This window comes from Acetobacter cibinongensis (genome assembly GCF_000963925.1).
In the GTDB taxonomy this organism is placed as follows: Bacteria; Pseudomonadota; Alphaproteobacteria; order Acetobacterales; family Acetobacteraceae; genus Acetobacter; species Acetobacter cibinongensis.
Genome location: NZ_BAMV01000014.1, coordinates 1 through 18,609 on the forward strand (window position 1 = coordinate 1; position 18,609 = coordinate 18,609).

16 protein-coding genes are annotated in these 18,609 nt (G+C 48.9%); 5 read left to right on the forward strand and 11 right to left on the reverse strand.

Going from position 1 to position 18,609, the window contains the following annotated elements; genetic code table 11:
• The first annotated feature begins 566 nt into the window (after positions 1-566).
• Positions 567-1,550: a DUF1852 domain-containing protein gene (locus Abci_RS08070; RefSeq protein ID WP_048838658.1), complete on the forward strand. Its 984-nt coding sequence runs from the start codon at positions 567-569 to the stop codon at positions 1,548-1,550.
• A gap of 27 nt (positions 1,551-1,577) precedes the next feature.
• Positions 1,578-2,606 carry a methionine synthase gene (locus Abci_RS08075; RefSeq protein WP_048838659.1) on the forward strand — a complete coding sequence of 343 codons (1,029 nt, stop codon included), beginning with the start codon at positions 1,578-1,580 and terminating at the stop codon, positions 2,604-2,606.
• Positions 2,607-2,825: 219 nt separating this feature from the next.
• Here Abci_RS08075 and Abci_RS08080 read toward each other — a convergent pair whose 3' ends face one another.
• The 3 genes from Abci_RS08080 to metF form a co-directional block, all read right to left on the reverse strand.
• A complete protein-coding gene (locus Abci_RS08080; RefSeq protein WP_158319786.1) occupies positions 2,826-2,963 on the reverse strand; it encodes a hypothetical protein in 138 nt (45 codons plus the stop codon).
• Positions 2,964-3,314: 351 nt separating this feature from the next.
• On the reverse strand, positions 3,315-3,872 hold the full coding sequence (locus Abci_RS08085; protein WP_244877622.1) for an epoxyqueuosine reductase QueH: 558 nt from the start codon (positions 3,870-3,872) through the stop codon (positions 3,315-3,317).
• Positions 3,873-3,885: 13 nt separating this feature from the next.
• On the reverse strand, positions 3,886-4,944 hold the full coding sequence (gene metF, locus Abci_RS08090; protein ID WP_048838661.1) for a methylenetetrahydrofolate reductase [NAD(P)H]: 1,059 nt from the start codon (positions 4,942-4,944) through the stop codon (positions 3,886-3,888).
• A gap of 125 nt (positions 4,945-5,069) precedes the next feature.
• Here metF and Abci_RS08095 point away from each other — a divergent pair, with 125 nt between their 5' ends.
• Positions 5,070-5,963 (forward strand): LysR family transcriptional regulator, encoded by an 894-nt coding sequence (locus Abci_RS08095; RefSeq protein ID WP_048838662.1) that lies wholly within the window; start codon positions 5,070-5,072, stop codon positions 5,961-5,963.
• A gap of 43 nt (positions 5,964-6,006) precedes the next feature.
• On the opposite strand, the gene Abci_RS08100 is transcribed toward Abci_RS08095, so the two are convergent.
• Entirely contained in the window at positions 6,007-6,840 is an 834-nt protein-coding gene (locus Abci_RS08100; protein WP_181015833.1) for a helix-turn-helix transcriptional regulator, read from the reverse strand.
• Between the two features lie 297 nt (positions 6,841-7,137).
• Between Abci_RS08100 and Abci_RS08105 the strand changes: the two genes are divergently transcribed.
• Positions 7,138-7,833: an aspartate/glutamate racemase family protein gene (locus Abci_RS08105; RefSeq protein WP_048838663.1), complete on the forward strand. Its 696-nt coding sequence runs from the start codon at positions 7,138-7,140 to the stop codon at positions 7,831-7,833.
• A gap of 398 nt (positions 7,834-8,231) precedes the next feature.
• Here the strand turns inward: Abci_RS08105 and Abci_RS08110 are convergent, their stop codons facing one another.
• The 3 genes from Abci_RS08110 to Abci_RS08120 all read right to left on the reverse strand — a co-directional run bounded on the left by Abci_RS08110 (position 8,232) and on the right by Abci_RS08120 (position 11,279).
• Positions 8,232-8,861, reverse strand: a complete 630-nt coding sequence (locus tag Abci_RS08110) for a LysE family translocator (RefSeq protein ID WP_048838664.1) — start codon at positions 8,859-8,861, stop codon at positions 8,232-8,234.
• 43 nt (positions 8,862-8,904) lie between these two features.
• The gene (locus Abci_RS08115; RefSeq protein WP_181015834.1) at positions 8,905-10,098 is read right to left on the reverse strand and encodes a pyridoxal phosphate-dependent aminotransferase; all 1,194 of its coding nucleotides are present in this window, start codon (positions 10,096-10,098) and stop codon (positions 8,905-8,907) included.
• A gap of 308 nt (positions 10,099-10,406) precedes the next feature.
• Entirely contained in the window at positions 10,407-11,279 is an 873-nt protein-coding gene (locus Abci_RS08120) for a PhzF family phenazine biosynthesis protein (protein WP_048838665.1), read from the reverse strand.
• A gap of 429 nt (positions 11,280-11,708) precedes the next feature.
• On the opposite strand from Abci_RS08120, the gene Abci_RS08125 reads away from it, so the two are divergent.
• Positions 11,709-12,317, forward strand: coding sequence for a nitroreductase family protein (locus tag Abci_RS08125; RefSeq protein ID WP_048838666.1), 609 nt, complete (start codon positions 11,709-11,711; stop codon positions 12,315-12,317).
• Positions 12,318-12,408: 91 nt separating this feature from the next.
• Here Abci_RS08125 and Abci_RS08130 read toward each other — a convergent pair whose 3' ends face one another.
• From Abci_RS08130 to Abci_RS08145, 4 genes are read right to left on the reverse strand one after another with little or no spacing between them, the layout of a single operon-like run.
• On the reverse strand, positions 12,409-13,386 hold the full coding sequence (locus Abci_RS08130; protein ID WP_048838667.1) for an LLM class flavin-dependent oxidoreductase: 978 nt from the start codon (positions 13,384-13,386) through the stop codon (positions 12,409-12,411).
• Between the two features lie 6 nt (positions 13,387-13,392).
• A complete protein-coding gene (locus Abci_RS08135) occupies positions 13,393-14,385 on the reverse strand; it encodes an LLM class flavin-dependent oxidoreductase (protein ID WP_048838697.1) in 993 nt (330 codons plus the stop codon).
• Between the two features lie 13 nt (positions 14,386-14,398).
• Positions 14,399-15,721 (reverse strand): LLM class flavin-dependent oxidoreductase, encoded by a 1,323-nt coding sequence (locus Abci_RS08140; RefSeq protein WP_048838668.1) that lies wholly within the window; start codon positions 15,719-15,721, stop codon positions 14,399-14,401.
• A gap of 45 nt (positions 15,722-15,766) precedes the next feature.
• Positions 15,767-17,947: a TonB-dependent receptor gene (locus Abci_RS08145; RefSeq protein WP_244877624.1), complete on the reverse strand. Its 2,181-nt coding sequence runs from the start codon at positions 17,945-17,947 to the stop codon at positions 15,767-15,769.
• Between the last annotated feature and the right edge of the window lie 662 nt (positions 17,948-18,609).

An 18,609-nucleotide genomic window follows, 5' to 3' on the forward strand; every position in this document is an offset into this window, starting at 1 on the left:
TTTTACTCTCCGGTAAACCCGGGGCAGTTCAATACGCTCACGTGACAGACCGCTGCTCAGAGCTAAACGCACCGCCTCGTGCCTGAACTCACCCTTATAAACTCGTCCCATTCCAAATCTCCTTCATGACCATCTTCGGTCTTAAAGGTCCGGAACTAAACCGTGACACGTCCAAGCTCTTAGATAACGTAAACATACCGCTCACGATCTTACACTTTATCGCAAGACTTTAAATCAAAATCTCTTGCTTCTCTCAATAAATTAATAAGGTCTGAAACTAATTTTGATCGAGGTTGCGTGTAGAATATACGCTTGCGTTACATAATATCTCAGCAACAAACATAAGGTTTATAAATTTCTGATTTTGGCCTTCTTCGGAGGCAATCCTGCACCTCAAACAATAAAAAATATTGATGTATTTATGAAATAAAATCATTTCTGCTCACTGGTTTGTTCAGGCATAAAGCTAACATGATGATGACCATAACCGCCTAAAAAACCTAGAGATTAAAACTGGAGACGTTTCGCATTCTGGTTTGAGGTGGCAAAAGGGACGCAGGACAACAATGATTCAGGACCCCATATTCAGTATCCATCGGCTTCGTTTCGATGAAAACTATCATCCTTCCGACAGGACGCGCCTTACGACCAACTTTGCCAATTTAGCGAGGGGGGAAAGCCGTCAGGAAAATTTGCGCAATGTCCTTCGCATGATCGACAATCGTTTTAATGATCTGGCACATTGGGATAATCCTAAAAAAGATCGCTACACGCTTGAACTGGAGATCGTATCTGTGGAAATGGATCTCTCCTTTGCGGGCAAAAGCGGCAGCTTTCCGCTGATTGAAGTCCTGTACACGACAATTGTCGATATAAACGCTAATAAACGCATAGAAGGCCTCGCAGGGAACAGTTTTTCTTCTTACGTGCGGGATTATGACTTCAGCGTCTTATTGCCGAGTTATAATAAAGGGAAATCCGAATTCAGTGCCCCCCATAATTATGGCGATTTACACGGAAACCTTTTCAAAAGCGTTATGGAATCGACCGCATACAAGAATAATTTCAAAAAACCCCCAGTTATTTGCCTGAGTGTCTCGACTAACCGGACTTATCATCGAACGGAAAACCGGCATCCAGTTCTTGGCGTTGAATATGAACAGCGTGAATTTTCTCTGACAGACCAGTATTTTAAAAAAATGGGAATGCAAGTTCGGTATTTCATGCCGCGTAATAGTGTTGCGCCACTGGCTTTCTATTTTTTTGGTGATCTACTGTCCGACTATTCCGCTCTTGAGTTGATCAGCACCATCAGCGTGATGGAATCTTTTCAGAAGGTTTACCGTCCTGAAATTTACAATGCCAATTCTGCTGCGGCTGACTGTTGCCAGCCAAGCCTGAAGCATCAGGATTACTCCAATACGCGCATTGTCTACGACCGTGAGGAACGTACACAACTTGCGACCTCACAGGGGCGCTATACGGAAGAGCATTTCATCAAGCCGTATCATGATATTCTCGAAAAATGGTCTGCCGGTTACGCCGGTTAAGCTCTCAGAAACACAAGGTTATTTCTTATGAAAACATTACTTCCCACTTCAACGGCTGGTAGTCTGCCCAAACCCTCATGGCTTGCACAACCTGAAACGCTCTGGTCACCCTGGAAATTACAAGGGGAAGAGCTGGTCGAAGGTAAGCAGGATGCACTTCGCCTGACGCTTGATGATCAGGACCGTGCTGGCATTGATATTGTCAGCGATGGCGAGCAGACGCGTCAGCATTTCGTCACGACCTTTATTGAGCATCTCAGTGGTGTCGATTTTGAGAACCGTCAGACGGTTAAAATTCGCAATCGCTATAATGCAAGCGTGCCGTCGGTTGTCGACGCCGTAGCGCGTGAAAAACCGGTCTTTGTTGAGGACGCCAAGTTCTTACGCACATTGACGAAAAAACCCATCAAATGGGCTCTCCCTGGCCCCATGACGATGATAGACACGCTTCATGATGGCCACTACAAAAGCCGCGAAAAACTGGCTTGGGAATTTGCCAGAATTCTTAATCAGGAAGCAAAAGAACTAGAAGCGGCAGGCGTTGATATCATCCAGTTCGATGAACCCGCTTTCAATGTTTTCTTTGATGAGGTCAATGACTGGGGTATTGCCACGCTGGAGCGGGCCATTGAAGGGCTGAAATGCGAAACAGCAGTTCATATCTGTTATGGTTACGGCATCAAAGCCAACATTGACTGGAAAAATGCTCTTGGGGAAGAGTGGCGGCAGTATGAGGAGATTTTTCCCAAACTGCAGAAGTCCAATATCGATCTGATTTCACTGGAGTGTCAGAACTCCCGCGTTCCGATGGATCTAATCGAGCTCATTCGTGGGAAAAAGGTCATGGTCGGCGCTATTGATGTGGCCACTAAAACCATCGAGACGCCTGAGAAAGTCGCGGATATTTTGCGAAAAGCGCTTCAGTTCGTTGATGCGGACAAACTTTATCCGTGCACCAATTGCGGTATGGCACCACTCCCTCGCGATGTGGCGCGTGGCAAGCTGAATGCTCTCGGCGCAGGTGCAGAAATTGTTCGGAGAGAACTCTCAGCCTGACAGGCAACCCGTAAACTTTCTATCATGGAGGGCAGGGCCAGGTCTTGTCCTCCATGATGCCAGAATTTCCGGAGCCATCAGCAGTCTCTCCACGTTTTCAGCGCAGCATAAAGTCAGCGAGAAACGCCCGCGCTCCTTTATCACTTTCTTTCCAATCGGCCCGAACTTGCCGTCACGCATCCAGCTGATACGTTCCAGACTGGAACTCCCTTGGGCATTCTAAAGAGTGACCGTTGTGAAAAGAGGGATGCAGATTTCCTCGATCATACTGATCAGCTTTTCAATATCACACGCCTTATTGCCTGCTTCGTAAGGCGTATCCAGATGATGCTGAACCGATGCCAGCCTTTCCAACATTCATGCTTTCGGGAAGCGATAATACTGTGATGTTCCGAAAGATAATTTACAAATCGCGTCAGACGTTAGCCTTTTGAAGGAGCCAGACGCTCAGGTGCTTGGAGAGAATTTAGCATATCGCTGACAAGGGCGTGATGTATGGGTCGTGTCACGGTTCAAACAGTATTATGTCCAGATCAACGGAGCCACGGGTTTATACAACATGGGCAGCCAAACTGACTTTCCTCGTTTGGAATGCTGTCCTCCGGCTCATCACATATCAGAGCTGGTTGATGCTGTGGTTTATTATCATGTGCCGTGGTGAAGGGTGGAACTTTGCCAAGCGGACCAGCTTCTCCCTCTTGTGTGTAATCAGACCTCATCATCGTTTCCATAATAAAGTTTACCGAGCTCGATTGGAGAACGGCCCTGACTGCGGCGATGGGCATTGGTATCGCGCAGCGAATAGGCGCAGCCGCAATATTCCTGCTGGTAGAACTTCTCCTGTTTGCTGATCTCGATCATCCGCGCTGCCCCACCTCCTTTGCGCCAGTTGAAGTCCCAGAAGGACAGTCCTTCATAAGGGAATACGGCGCGTTGGCCACAATCATGGATCTGCGCCATGTTCTTCCATCGTGAAATACCGAGTGAACTGGTCATTACCGGGAAGCCATGTTCATGAGCGTAAAGCGCTGTGCGTTCGAAGCGCATATCGAAACACATAGTGCAACGCACACCACGTTCCGGTTCCCATTCCATGCCTTTCGCACGGGCAAACCAGTTGTCCCGGTCATAATCGGCGTCAACAAAGGAAACGCCGTGTTTATCGGCGAACCGGATGTTCTCGTCCTTGCGGAGAAGGTATTCCCGCTCTGGATGAATGTTCGGATTATAGAAGAAGATCGTGTAGTCGATACCCGATGCAGTCATGGCCTCCATCACTTCACCCGAACAGGGTGCGCAGCATGAGTGGAGGAGCACCTTCCTGTAGCCCTTTGGTGGTGTCAAAATCTGTCGAGGTTTCTCGCTCATCGGGAATTTCCGTTGTTTCCAAAGGGTCTGTCACATTATGAGATGCGTTTGTCTGGATCGGACGCACCCCAAGACTATGGGCAATCGCGTAAGTCAGGTCAGCACGGTTCAACGTGGAGATATGAAACTCGTTAAGTCCATAGGTCTGCAAAGTACGGATCTGCTCCACCGCCACCATACTGGCGACAATACGACGAAGATCAGGATTTTCCTCAGTCCCGTCGAACAAATTCCTCAGCCATGCTGGGACGGTCACCCCGCACACGGCGGAGAAGCGCACAATCTGCTCGTAATCCGAAACCGGCATGATACCAGGAATGATGGGAGCAGTAATTCCGGCCGCCAGACATCTGTCCAAGAAGCGCAGATAAATTTCACTATCAAAGAAATACTGCGTGATGGCCCGCGTGGCCCCCGCATCGAGCTTACGTTTGAGATTATCTAGATCAGCGTCTGGACTTGATGCTGTAGGATGGGTTTCGGGATAGGCGGCAACAGAGATATCAAAATCCGCGATACGACGCAGACCTGCGACAAGATTACTGGCACATGCATAGCCCGCCGGCTGCGGATTATAGTCTGTGGCACCTGCGGGAGGATCACCACGCAGAGCCACAATATGATGAACACCAGCATCCCAGTAACAACGGGCAAGGTCATCTACCTCCTCGCGGGTCGCGCCGACACAGGTCAGATGTGCAGCCGGAACAAGGTCAGTCTCCCGCTTCAGGCGCAATACTGTGGACAGAGTACCCGCCTGCGTGGTTCCACCCGCCCCGTAGGTGACAGAGACAAAGCGAGGCGCAAGCGGTGCCAGGCCCTGGATACAGTGCCAGAGCCGCTGTTCCATTGGGGCAGTGCGCGGTGGAACAAACTCAAAGGACAGGATAGGGATTGAGGCTTTGGAATTACGCGACAATGATCCGTCGATACGCTTTTCTGACAGCCAATTGCTCAAGCTGTTTGTCATGTTTGTGGCAAGCTCTCACAGCGTCCGCATGAATGATAGATTCGTCATAATAGAAGTTTATAAAAATGAACTAAAATGATATATTTTTATGGCTATATAAATTTTGTGCATTTATTGGGTAAGAGATGGACATTCTGGAACGCAGTCATCTGACAATCATTCGAGAAGTTGCACGGGAAGGTTCATTGACGGCTGCAGGAGCGCGTTTGAACGTGACCCAACCAGCACTCAGCCATTCTATTCGCAAGATTGAGCAACAGCTTGGCGTGAAGATATGGCGGCGGGAGGGACGATCTCTTGTTCTTACTCAGGCCGGTGAATGGCTTTTGTCCTTGGCAAACCGCTTGCTCCCGCAGTTTGAACTGGCAGAAAGCCGCTTGGAACAATTTGCAAATGGCGGGCGTGGTACACTGCGTATCGGCATGGAATGCCACCCTTGCTATCAGTGGCTTCTGAAAGTTGTGTCACCTTATCTGGAGAGATGGCCTAAGGTCGATGTTGACGTAAGACAGAAGTTCCAATTTGGCGGGATAGGCGCACTATTCAGTAATGAAATCGATATTCTGGTAACTCCTGATCCTCTGTATAAACCCGGCCTGAAATTTACGCCGGTATTCAATTATGAACTGGTGCTGGCCGTTGGTCCTGAACATCCTCTTCGGAATGCCAAATTTGTCTTGCCGGAACAACTCGCAGAGGAGACGTTAATTACCTATCCCGTTCCATCTGAACGGCTTGATATTTACACGCAATTTCTACAGCCGGCTGGTATTGGCCCCCGACAACAGAAGCAGATTGAGACGACAGACATCATGTTGGTGATGGTGGCCCATGGAAGAGGCGTTGCGGCACTCCCGCGCTGGCTCGTGAAGGAATATGCCACACGTTTTGAGCTTTATCCGGTGAAGCTTGGCAAGAAAGGTATTGCGAAACAGATATTTCTCGGCCACCGGGAAACTGATGAAGATATTAAATATCTGGAAGATTTTATAAAATTTGCTTCAGAAACAGGAAAATAACGGACTTATTATAGAATGAAGCGCGCTGTTGTAGGCTGCGCACCTAACGCGACGCCATCGCATACTGCTTTGGGGTAACACCGAAATAACGACGAAACTGATTAATGAGGTGACTCTGGTCATAAAAGCCAACGGTCGTTGCCGTTTGCGCGGCACTTATGCCTTTGGCGAGCAGAACCTTGGCGTGTCTGAGCCTGACTTGCGTCAGGTATTGATGAACAGAAAGTCCAGTCGCCGCACGAAAACTACGCATGAGATGATATTGGCTGAGGCCAACAGCCGAGGCAACATCATCCATACTCAGACGTCCGTGAAATTCGTCTGCGAGAAACGCCTGTGCCTTCCGGATATCAGCAGGACGTGATGCAGCTTTGACTGATCGACCGGTGCGCTCTCCATAGCGTGCGATAATGGTTCCCAGAGCGTCATAGACAGCACATTGTCGCTCAAGCGCATCTTGCGACTGGGATGCAAGAAGGGAGGCCTGTAAGAGCTCATCGGCAAGGGCCGTATTTTTCCTGAGAAGATCGCGCCCAAAATCCAGATTTCCCGTTCCAGGCAGGATGTCTGTTGCCAGTGCATTGATGAACTGGGCAGTCGGATAAAAAGCGCAATAATCCCATCCGAGGTCAGATTCTAAGGCTTCTCCTGTGTGCGCTTCTCCCGGCGGGATAATCATGATGCTACCGGGTTCGGCTATGCCATGATAGCGTGCGATCCGGTGGCGCTGAGCGCCGCGAATGAATGCGGCGATGACGAACTCATCATGGGAATGGGCGGGGTAGCGATAATCGAAGCAGGACGCACGCAGCACTTCCATCCCGTCGGGCAGGCTGGAATCGCGCCACAATTTCAACCTGTCTCGTATGTTCGCCATCTATCCTTCATTCCAATCTGTGCCCTGTGACACATGAGAGCAGGATTTTCCAATCCCGCGTTAGATACATTGATTAAGCAAGATACAGAGTAATGGAAACATGAGCGAGCAGATATGAATGAGGTTTGATCTCGACGGCCTTTGCGCCAGAAGGTCATCGGCCAGCCAGATTTTCAAACATTTCCGTCTTGGACCCGACCGCTTTGCACGCTCAAACTATCGTGGAATTTGTGCTTGCAGGATGGCCGCTCACTACGGCCTATGAAGAAACTTTACCGGCATTCAGGAGAGAACGCTATGCAAATGATTGGCCTTATCGGGGGCATGAGTTGGGAAAGCTCGGCGGAATATTACCGCATCATCAACGAAGGTGTTCGCAACCAGCGTGGGCCGACCGCATCCGCACCCTGCCTACTATGGTCTTTCGATTTTTCCGAAATCGAAGCGCTTCAGCATCAAGGGGACTGGGCAGGGCTGACTGCAAAAATGGTTGATGCGGCCCGGCGGCTAGAGGCCGGCGGAGCTAAGGTTCTACTGATTTGTACCAATACTATGCATCGTATGGCACCGGCTGTGCAGGCAGCGGTCAGCATTCCGCTCCTGCATATTGCTGACCCAACAGCAGAACGGATCAAGGCAGCAGGCTTCTCTAGGGTTGGTCTGCTGGGAACGGCTTTCACGATGGAGCATGATTTTTATAAAGGTCGTCTGATTAACAATCATGGCTTGGATGTTATTGTACCGAACAATGAGGATCGTGCTACCGTTCACCGCATCATCTACGAAGAATTGGTGGCAGGCCGGATTGAGGAAGCATCCCGAACAGCCTATAAAGCTGTCATTGCCCGTTTGGTTGAATCTGGCGTTGAAGCCGTAATTCTGGGCTGTACAGAAATCATGCTGTTGGTGAGACCCGAGGACAGCAGTGTGCCAATTTTTGACACTACAGCGCTCCACGCTGAAGCCGCAATCGAGTATGCGCTCAAAGCATAAGGCTCCCATACTCTATTACACCGTTGATGCCACTAAGCCGGTTGCTGTCTGATGACCTAGCAGAAATATGTTGGCGCTACCGGGGGAGGGGGATCACAGATCAGCAACCTACGCATAGTTCAAGACGCGCCAACATTTTTCAGTCAGATATTGGTAGTGCAAGCAAGACCGACCGATCACCAGTGACGCGACGTTGACACGCGCAGGAATGCGAACACCCTCAAGTACTATCTGAGCTTCTTAGTGCAGCAAAACACGCACTCTGTGGCCGGAAACGCCAAAGCACTTAATAACAACCTGTATTCCCCCGAAGAGAAAGTGGACATCAAAAAATTCAGTGCAATCAAACAAGATCGGCGAGAGAAGTTAGATAACTAAATGAGCCTCGGGATAAAAAATCAAGCTGGTCGGCTTCTTAGAAGAAGGGCTGCGAACCCGACGAAAATTGCTCCGGTGATGCGGTTGAAAACGCGTTTGATGGAAGGGCGGATCAGATAGTGAGACAAGGAGCGCCCACCAGCAGCATAAATCACATACCAGAAACACTCGACGGCTGCGAAGCTTGCGACAAGGATCGCAAACTGAGGAGCCTGTGCAGCACTGGGACTGACAAACTGAGGCAGGAACGCTGTTGCAAATAAAATAAGCTTGGGATTACTGATGCCGATAATAAAGCCGCCTCTAAACAGAGTAGTCGCGGGGAGTGAAGTAGAGAGTTTGTCTTCGCCAACATCAAGGGCTGCAACGTCGCTACGCCATGCCTTAATGCCAAGATAAAGTAGATAGGCAACACCGACATATCTCAAGATTTCAAATACACCCGGAAGCGTCATAAGCAGCGTGGTTAACCCTAATGCTGAGGCAGCTAAGACGGTTACAAGTGCCGTCAGGCAACCAGCCATAGCCGCAATGCTTCGCTTCATCCCAAAATCAACGCTGCGTGACAGAATGTGCAGCATGTTGGGACCCGGCGTACCAGAAAGCAGAAAAACCGCAGCTATAAAAAGCCACCACGTATGAAGTGTCATAACACAGCCTCTTCCTGACCAAGAACAAAAACGTAAAATACTTTTAAGACTGCAACCCTCTATCCGGAAAGTGGGTTTTACTTTTCTTTGCAATGGAATCAGCTATTCTTTGGCAGCCTTCCTCAATGTCGTCCTTTTTTCCGGCAAAGGATAGTCGAATATATTTGGCCCCTTGGTGGCGATCAAAATCTATCCCGGGAGCGACTGACACGCCTGCTTCGTGGAGAAGGTCGCGTGCAAAGACCATGCTGTCATTGGTAAGGTGACTGACGTCTGTATAAATGAAGAAGCCACCATCTGGCGGATGGAAAGAGGTAAGGCCAATTTCGGGCAAACGCCTGAGCAAGTATTCTCTATTGTCCGCATAGCCTGCTTTGACGGCTTCAAGTTCCTCCTTGGCATCGAAAGCAGCCAGAGCTGTGACCTGAGATAGTTCGTTAACACTCAGAGCAAGGTTCTGCGCCAGACATTCGGCTGTGCGGGCCATTCCCTCTGGCATGATCATCCAACCGATGCGCCAGCCCGTCATACAATAGTATTTTGAGAAACTGTTGATGACGATAGCATCATCAGAAAATTTCAGTGCGCTGACTGTTGGAAAATCATATACTAACCCGTGATAGATCTCATCCATGATCAACCGGATACCATAATCTGTGCAGCAGTTTACCACTGCTTCGAGACGATCAGGCCCCATCATGGTACCGTCAGGATTATTGGGGCTGGCCAGAACAATTCCCTTCAGCGGCTTTTTTGCATGAGCCTGTGCAATCTGTTTTGGTGTAACCGTCCAGCGTGATTCTTGCGTTGTGGGGATTTCAACACAGTCGAGACCAAGTGTTTTCAGGATATTTCGGTAAGCTGGATAACCGGGGGTTGGAATAGCGACACAATCGCCAACGTCGAAGAGGGCAAGGAAGGCCAATGTGAAAGCGGCGGAGGACCCGGTTGTGACTGCGACACGCTCGGGTGAAATATCCAAGCCGTATGTTTCCTGATAATGATGCGCTATTCGTGTCCGGAGCGCTGGTATACCAAGAGCTTCCGTATAGCCAATCCGCCCATGGCTGAGCATTTCAGAAGCTGCAATACGAGCCCGCTGAGGAGTGGGTGCGCTGGGCTGACCGATGGCCAGATGAATGATGGACTGCCCAGACCGCTCCAGTTTCAGGGCTTCAGACATGATGTCAATGGCATGAAAGGGGGCGACAACACTACGATGGGACAGGCGTATCATAAGTAAGGTCCAGAGCAAAAAATTAACTGAAAAAATCGATAACCATGGGTGAGTGATTTTTTATTGTACCATCTCCACCCATGTGACTTGGGACAGTTTCCAACATCTCAGAAAAGAGTCATTTTAGCTTTCAGCCCAAGCGAATCACGATACTTCCTGTTCTCAAGACATGCACCCTCATGCAGAACAACGAAGATCGGGTGTTGCCATATCTATGTGAGCGCTAGTGTCTTACTGTCCTGAGGTAGGAAGACGCCCAAACCGTCGGTGCATCAGGACGATCTCAAACCTGATGGTATTTCGATTTTTTAGATATGAATCTGCCCGTCCACGCAGGTTACGCAGGCTCCGCCAATCCGGACAATGCCATGCGCAGCTGTTTCCACGACAATATGACCTGACCGTCCACGCTTTTCCCCCTGCGTAGCGCAATACTGCCCTCCCTCTTCAGAGAGTTGGCCATGGGCAACCCGAAACGCTGCAACGGCTCCGTTCCCGCTGCCACAGACGGGATCTTCATCAACGCCGCAGGACGGAGCAAAGGATCGCACCTCAACGGCCGAAGGACTACCGTCTGGATAGGCGCCATAAAGTGAGAGGCCAGTCACACTAAGTTTGCGTTCAAATCGTGCTAAGCGAGAAAAATCGGGCTTGAGATCCAGGAGGGTTGCAGCATCCGCGACTTGAGCCACAATCCAGACAGCTCCAACATTGACGATTGCAGGGGGAATATCCGAGCGCACTTTTTGCCCAATGATTGTTTCTAGCTCTGTAATATCTTCCGGGTTCAAAGGCTCGATAGCCGCGTGTGGCATATCCAGCGTCAGTATCTGGGTGCCTTTGCTTTCCTGAACGGCGATTCGGATCAGTCCCTGACCACATTCCTGAATGACATAACCGTCTTTTGCCTTGATCAACCCGGCTTCAAGGGCCGCATGAGCACTGCCTAGAGTGGGATGACCAGCGAAGGGCAACTCGGAATGAGGTGTGAAGATACGAAGCCGATAATCAGCGTTTTCCTGCGTGGCTGGTAAAATGAAAGTTGTTTCAGAAAGATTGGTCCAGCCTGCAATATCCTGCATCTGTTGATCACTCAAACCCTGAGCGTCCATCACCACGGCAACCGGGTTGCCTTTGAACGGGCTGGAGGAAAAAGCATCGACAACTTTATAAGAACGCATCAATCAGGGCCTTTCCTACAGCGAGAGGCGAGTTAAAGGGAACCGCAGGCGACAGAGAGCGGTAAGCTAGTTCAGCAACATGCATAGGAGCACAAGCTTCGTAAAGCGAGCTTCTTAGGCAGTAAAAACACATGGCTCATATACCTACCTTTTACTCTAAATCTGTTGAGTCACAACAACTCACTGAGTTCAATTAATTACTACGGCTAGGCCCCTGTTTGACGTATTGTGCAAACGTTCTGTGCCGACTGGTATGATATTCCTGATATCGGGTTACGGCAGGAGAAAACACAAGGATTATTCTCATTAAATAGAACGTTTCGTCATTTTTCTGCGTAGAAACATAAGTGCTTTTGTGCTGAGATAACTCTGTCTTACATAACAATTTTATAGCTCTTCACAGTGAACAGAGAGAGGATAGAAATTCTCATGGTTTCGGCGAACACACATAAAAGAAGCTCTTCTGCGGCTCCGTTCATTCTGGAGCGCTGGTCGCCCCGTGCGTTCGTTCCGAGTGATATAGCCCAGACAGAGCTTCTGGCTTTACTGGAAGCTGGTCGCTGGGCACCATCCGCGTATAATCGTCAACCATGGCGTTTTATTTATGCACGACGCTCTACGCCGGAGTGGGAGCGCTTTTTATCTTTGTTGGTGCCATTTAATCGTGCTTGGGCAGAACATGCCTCTGCCGTGGTGTATGTGGCATCCCACCGCACTATAAAAGATGAAAAGACAGGCGTGACGCAGGATAATCCCACTCACGCTTTTGATGCGGGAGCTGCTAGCTTGCTCATTCAGCTTCAAGCTTTTCATGATGGATGGGTAGCCCATCCGGTCAGTGGTTTTGACCATGAAGCAGCACAGAGGCAGTTCAACGTTCCCGAAGAGTACGTGCTGCATGCTGCACTTATAATCGGTCGTTTGGGAGAAAAAGAAAGCTTGCCAGAGTATTTACAGAGTAAAGAGCAACTCTCAGATCGTCTTCCATTAGCCAATGTGGCATTTTCTGGGGCATGGCCAGAAGCCGATGTGAGTTAAGACCTGCAAGATAAATGTGCCACGTTTCTTATTGTATCAATAGGGAACGTGGCAACTTCTTATAAAAACTGTGCCGAATTAAAAGGGGAGGCTATTGACCTGAATAACGGCTTTGCCAGCCAAATTTTGGTGCGATCTCGTTCGCAATAATGTCCAGCCGTTTAATAGCATCATCAATCGTACTACTGGCCGATTGCACAACGACGATAAAGTCTGTCAAATAACCAAATAGGCAGGGGTCTTTTTGTAGGCTAGAAGTAATATCGCCCACGCTTCCATGATGAACATTCAATTTATCTATAATATCAGCAACGGATATTTCTCCAGCCGCCAATTTTTCTCGTTTTAGCCAGTCTCCAAAAGGCTTTAAATCTGGGGCAAGCTCCTGCTGTGCAGTTTGGCGGTCCGTTGCAGGAAAGACTGCGCGAATAATGCCAAGACGGGGTTTCTCATTCTTATTGTCCCATGTGTTGAGGTATGCTTCAGCCAGAGGCTTTTGTACTGTTGCAGGGTTATGCACTGCCGTGCCTAGTAGAAAGCCGTTACTCTGGTGTGCTGCCAATACAGCTCCTTCAGGCGTGCTATGTGAGTGCCATAATTTTTTCCGTAAAATTTGAGCATCTGGTAAGGATGAATTTTCAAACTGGTTCTGTAAGACGTTTAATTTATTATTGAATATGTCAGACCGTTTTTCATACTCCACATTGAAAGCGGGAAATGACACGACATTAGCGCCACCGCTGCCCAACCCAAGCTGGACGCGCTTGTTACTTAAGCTATTGAGCACAGTTGCATCTTCCGCCAAGCGTATAGGGTCTTCAAAAGGTAAAACCGTAATGCCTGTTGCCAGATGAATGTGCTGCGTGTGTGCCGCTATGGCAGAAAGTAGCAGGAGCGGGGAGGGTGAAAGACCTGTGCCGCGTGAAAGATGGTGCTGTGCAATCCAACCGCTCTCATAACCAAACTTTTCTGCGGCCACAAAAAGTTTGATCAGGTTGTTATAGGTTATCTGCGGTTCAGCGTCAGCGCTGACATGTGTTAAAAAACCCAGTTTGAAAGGGTTTGTCATGGTTATTTATGCTCCCCCAAAAAGAGAATTTATGGCTGGAACAATCTGCTCTGTATAAAGACGCAATCTGTGGGATGCCTGATCTGCAGATGTGGAGAAAGTCTGCACTTGGGCTGCAAAGTGAGAGACTGATCCTAGTGTGGGGTCTTGAGAGAGGTCTTCAATAATTTCTTCCGGATGCCCCCAAAAAACTCCCGCGTTTTTCAAGTAAGTCTGTAGGCTGTTAGCACTTGCTTCTGGTATAAACCTTCGTACATAGCGTAAAATGTCACTTCCAATCTCAGCCTCAACCGTTTTTTTATCGGCTCCGGGGATGATGGCGCGCATGAACGCTATGCGTGCTGGTGTTTGCGGTTTCTGGGTACGCCAGGTGTTTAAATACTGTTCTATCAACAGTGAATGCGCGGGCTTGTCCGGAGGCTGAGGGGCAAGGATAAGCCCGTTTCCACGTTCTGCGACAGCGCAACTATTACGGCTGCTTTCCCATATTTTATGCACAAGGTCAGGAACTGGTGGAGAGAGAACCAGATCATCTATAATATTTTTCCCGGCAAGAGCATTCGTTAGCGTGGCAATATGATCATCATAGAGTTTGTTACGATTTTCTACCGGAATACCAAAATGATCGAAGCTTTCCGTATCAAACCCTTTGCCAAGCCCCAACTCCAGCCGTCCATCACTCAGAACATTCAGCACTGCTGCATCTTCTGCCAGACGTAATGCCGGCTCAAGAGGGAGAATAATAACGGCAGTACCAAGCTGGATATGGCGTGTGTGTTGTGCCGCGTGAGCCAACCATACGAGAGGTGAGGGCAGGGCGCCGGTTTCTGTATGAAAGTGGTGTTGCGCCACCCAGCCTGTCGTCAGACCAGTTTGTTCAGCCTGTTTTAATAACGACAAGCCGGAATGGTAAGCTGACAAGGTGGTGTTGATGGACGGAGTGTAAAATCTGTTAAGGAAACCAAAGGTCAGTTTTGTTTTGCCATTATTTTTAGTCATGGAAGATCCATTGCTAAGCATGGAGGGGTGATGGCACGTCAAACCCAAAATGGCTTCTTAACGTGTTGCCTGAGTAATGTTTTTTGAATCGCCCCCGCTTCTGGAGTTCAGGCACGACCAGTTCAACAAAATCTTCTATTCCGCCGGGGTCATGCGTAAAAAACAGGTTGAACCCATCAGCAGCGTAACTGTCGTACCATTCTTCAAAGCGGTCTGCTATGTCTTCTGCTGTTCCGACAATTGCATTTCTTGCAGCTAGGTGAAGATAAAGCTGCCGAATGGACAATTGCTTTTCTTTCGCCAGCGCAACAGCAAAATCCCGTCTGCTGCCTTTATTGCCAATGGGAATATCGGGTAGAGGACCATCGATATCATCGTGGCTGAGGTCTATATCGTCACCCAATGTATCCGCCAAAAGTCGGCGGCCAAGCACAGGATCAATGAGATTTTGTAATTGCTCGAAGAAATCTTCTGCTTCTTGTCGTGTTTTTCCAACAACAGGTGTTATGCCTGGAAGAATACGAATGCTCTCTTTCGCTCTCCCAAACTGAGAGGCCATCGTTTTAATGTCATGATAATAATGTTGTGCTGCTTTTATCTCATCATGTGGTGAGAAAATAATTTCGGCAATGCGTGCGGCAAGCTGTTTTCCGCTCTCAGAGGCACCCGCCTGAACTAAAACCGGCTCGCCCTGTGGCGTGCGCGAAATATTAAGGGGGCCTTCTACCGCAAAATGCTTTCCTTTGTGGTGAATATTTTTCACCTTTTCAGGTATAAAATAGCGACTGTTTTTGGCATCCTTGACTACGGCCCCGTCTTCCCACGACTGCCAGAGTTTTCTTACGACATCAACAAACTCTTCTGCTCTATTATAACGCTCATTATGAAGGAGATGGGTATCTCGGCCAAAATTTCGTGCCTCTGCGCCAACCACCGAGGTCACAACATTCCAGCCAGCCCGCCCACCGGAGAGATGGTCGAGGGAGGCAAATTTGCGCGCGATATGATAGGGTTCGTTATAGCTGGTTGTGGCTGTCGCAATAAGCCCGATATGCTGTGTGACACCTGCAAGATAGGACAGCAGGGTTAGGGGCTCATAATGTTCACCGCGAGATGTACGGGTGAGGGCCTCCAGATCTTGCCCCCATAACGCGACAACATCCGCAACGAAAACGGCATCAAGCAGCCCTTTTTCCGCTATCTGGGCTATATGAGCGTAGGTTTGAATGTTCAGGCCAGCACCGCCTTGGCCTTTTGGGTGCTGCCATGCCGCCAAGTGATGCCCGCCATTATTGATCATGGCGAGCAAGTTCATGTGCCCGGCTCTTTTACTCATGATGAGGGATCCTTGTAAAAAAGGGGTAAGCCCTGTCCAGGCAGGTTAATAATTCACGCCAAGCCTTACACCCCAAGTAGCGGGCATGCCTGCCAGAGCAACATTAGCACCATCAACAAAATAGTTTCTTTCAACATCATATTTTTTGTTGAAAATATTTTTCCCGAAAGCAGAAACAGACCACTTTCCACTCTTAGGCCCAAAGGCAAGATCTGCTCCCCAAAGGGTGTAGCCCGGCACATTATAGTTTCCGCCAAAAAGGGAGTGATAGGTGCTGCGCAGGCTGTAATTCATGCCTGTTGTCAGGGCGTAATCCCCAAGGCTCCAGTTATAGCTGACAGAACCATTGACGGTAAATTGCGGGAAAGGAAGTTGTTCTCCCTTACGGTTTCTGTAGTCACCTACATAGGTGCCGTTAACAATATGCGCTCCGGCAAGAGATGAAAACTTGTCAAAGGCTCCGACAGCAAACCCAGCGGACTGGGAGAGCGTCAGGCCGGACAAGGGGTGCCACTCAGCCTCAATTTCTCCGCCATACATGTGAGAGCGCGGTGCGTTGACAATAGACCCCACCAATCCTGTCTGCGGATTGAGCGATGCAGATTGAATCTGCTGGTTGCTATAGTCATAGTAAAAACCGGCTACGTTTAACCGCAAGTGCTGTTCAGGAAGAGAGAACTTATTCCCTACCTCATAAGCCAGCAGAGATTCAGGCTTGAACGGTGCGGCGGAGACGCCAACGGCATTTGAATTGTACGTTGTAAAACCACCAGATTTAATGCCGCGCGTAAAAGAGACATAGAGCATATCATTTTTGACTGGATTATACTGCACCTCAAACTTGCCAGAGGGGAGGGTGAAGTCTGTGCTTTCTCCATGCAGCACGTTACCAGGGTTTGTGATAGCGCCATTGATAACCTGGAAAGACCCCATATTCGCCAGTTTACGCTGTTCGTGCTCAATCCGGACGCCGCCGGTCAGGCGCAGCTTGCTGGTAATATGATACGTTGCCTGCCCAAAACCGCTAATGGTGTTTACAAACTGCGAATAGCGCAGGTCTCGGTCAAAGCCGTAGAGGTCTGCAAATCCGGACTGGTAGCGGTCATTCATATACTGGTGTGCATAGTAAATGCCAGCCACCCATGTTAGCCGCTGTTTGTTGGGCGATGTAAAACGGAGTTCATTGGCAAGCACATTGGCGCGGGTCTTGAAGGACACATCCGCTAATGTAGCAGGCCATGCGTCAAAATTCATATATTCCTGACGCTGCATGTTGTCATAACTTATCAGGTCAGTCACCGTGGCAAAGGGAAGTGTTTTTTCTGCCCGGAAGCTCATACCCCCAACATCTACATGGGAGAACGGTTTGGTGTTCGGGTTAATGCCAAGCTGCTTGGCAAATTCGGGAGATGTGCCCCAGTTTGTCTGGTATCTGTCTGAGCTGACAGCATAAACTGGGGCAGTGGGATTGAGTTTGTTGTAGGCAGCCATCGGGCTGTAGAGGTGCAGCCCATTTGCATCGGAGCGGTCACGGCTACCGTGCAGGTTGAATTCAAATTTCAGAGTATCTGTTGCCTGATAATCCAGCAGGAGGCGTGCTGCCCCTCTGTTTACGCGGCCAAGCCCCAACCCTGCGCTATTATGTTGCCAGTTCCCGCCTTGCTCGGTCTCACCAGAGAGGCGGTAGCGCAGTTTGTCGGTTATGGGGCCAGAAATATAACCGTCAATTTTTGCGCTATCGAAGCGGCCATATTGCACATCTCCTCCCGCATGGAAGGTGGAAGTTGGTTTGTTTAGAATATAGTTAATCGCACCGCCTGTTGTATTGCGACCGTATAATGTGCCCTGAGGGCCGCGCAGCACTTCTACACGGCTGATATCAAACATCATGCCGTTTGTGGCGAAGGGCACAGGATTAGCGACTTCGTCAACATACACGCCAACGGTCGGGGCATTATTGCTCGCATAGTCATTAAACCCGACGCCACGAATAGCAAAGGCGGGCTGACCGCTTCCAAATTGGGGTGTCACTTGCAGGGACGGCGTAAGATACTGCAAATCAAAAACGTTATTTACGTTGCGCGTCTGGAGTGCTTTGCCACTAATAACACTGAGGGACGAGCCAATGTTCTGTGGGCTTTCCGTTCGTCTTTCTGACGTAACAAGAACCTCTTCCGTCTCGTGTGCTGTGACATCCTGTGCCTTCTTGGCTGGGGGAGGAAGCACTGGTTTTGCCGTTTTTTGGCTTTTAGCTTCAGATGGGACTGGATGTGCAGCCTTATGATGTGTCTGCCCCAATGCCTGACTACTGAATGTAACAAATAGCATACTTGATGCCAAAAGCGTATATTTTTGCGAAAGGCGGTTAAGTCTGAAAAAGGAAGCTTTCGACGAAAGCATGATCAAGAGTCCCTGATAAAATGTGCAACGCGCGGAAGTGAAGACGGATCAGCTGTCAACATCGGGGTCTGTCTATAAGCCTTAAGCAGTTTATAGGCCCAGCGATGATACGCTTTAAAAGTGGTTTCTGTTTGCGCATTTGACTTGCTGTTCCTGTTGCGCTCTGACTTGTCAGTGCGCTGTTGATCCAATAAAACCATCACACATAGTTAAAAATAAAAACAACATTAAAAAATAAGAATTAATGTAAATTAATAACGGGTGTGGTGGGGTTATTCTGCTTGCATAATCTGATTGCGCTATTCCGCGTATGAAAAACTCTTTTATTTACAGTTACATATGATTTTTTCGTCATCCCTAAAATAACAATAAAATTTAGTGGAAATAAAAACTTCCTCGTATTGTGTTTCGAATGCGAAGCTTATATCGTTCTTTTCAGGCCAGATTTGGCGGTGGTGTTTGTGCTCGTTAAAAATGGGGTTTCAGGC

Excerpts from the sequence above, each read along its gene's own strand:
- Abci_RS08075 (WP_048838659.1), top strand. The coding sequence starts at position 1,578 with ATGAAAACATTACTTCCCACTTCAACGGCTGGTAGTCTGCCCAAACCC.
- Abci_RS08130 (WP_048838667.1), bottom strand. The coding sequence starts at position 13,386 with ATGACAAACCCTTTCAAACTGGGTTTTTTAACACATGTCAGCGCTGAC.
- Abci_RS08115 (WP_181015834.1), bottom strand. The coding sequence starts at position 10,098 with ATGATACGCCTGTCCCATCGTAGTGTTGTCGCCCCCTTTCATGCCATT.
- Abci_RS08110 (WP_048838664.1), bottom strand. The coding sequence starts at position 8,861 with ATGACACTTCATACGTGGTGGCTTTTTATAGCTGCGGTTTTTCTGCTT.
- Abci_RS08120 (WP_048838665.1), bottom strand. The coding sequence starts at position 11,279 with ATGCGTTCTTATAAAGTTGTCGATGCTTTTTCCTCCAGCCCGTTCAAA.
- Abci_RS08125 (WP_048838666.1), top strand. The coding sequence starts at position 11,709 with ATGGTTTCGGCGAACACACATAAAAGAAGCTCTTCTGCGGCTCCGTTC.
- Abci_RS08070 (WP_048838658.1), top strand. The coding sequence starts at position 567 with ATGATTCAGGACCCCATATTCAGTATCCATCGGCTTCGTTTCGATGAA.
- Abci_RS08085 (WP_244877622.1), bottom strand. The coding sequence starts at position 3,872 with ATGACTGCATCGGGTATCGACTACACGATCTTCTTCTATAATCCGAAC.
- Abci_RS08095 (WP_048838662.1), top strand. The coding sequence starts at position 5,070 with ATGGACATTCTGGAACGCAGTCATCTGACAATCATTCGAGAAGTTGCA.
- Abci_RS08080 (WP_158319786.1), bottom strand. The coding sequence starts at position 2,963 with ATGTTGGAAAGGCTGGCATCGGTTCAGCATCATCTGGATACGCCTTAC.
- Abci_RS08100 (WP_181015833.1), bottom strand. The coding sequence starts at position 6,840 with ATGGCGAACATACGAGACAGGTTGAAATTGTGGCGCGATTCCAGCCTG.
- Abci_RS08135 (WP_048838697.1), bottom strand. The coding sequence starts at position 14,385 with ATGACTAAAAATAATGGCAAAACAAAACTGACCTTTGGTTTCCTTAAC.
- Abci_RS08140 (WP_048838668.1), bottom strand. The coding sequence starts at position 15,721 with ATGAGTAAAAGAGCCGGGCACATGAACTTGCTCGCCATGATCAATAAT.
- metF (WP_048838661.1), bottom strand. The coding sequence starts at position 4,944 with ATGACAAACAGCTTGAGCAATTGGCTGTCAGAAAAGCGTATCGACGGA.
- Abci_RS08105 (WP_048838663.1), top strand. The coding sequence starts at position 7,138 with ATGCAAATGATTGGCCTTATCGGGGGCATGAGTTGGGAAAGCTCGGCG.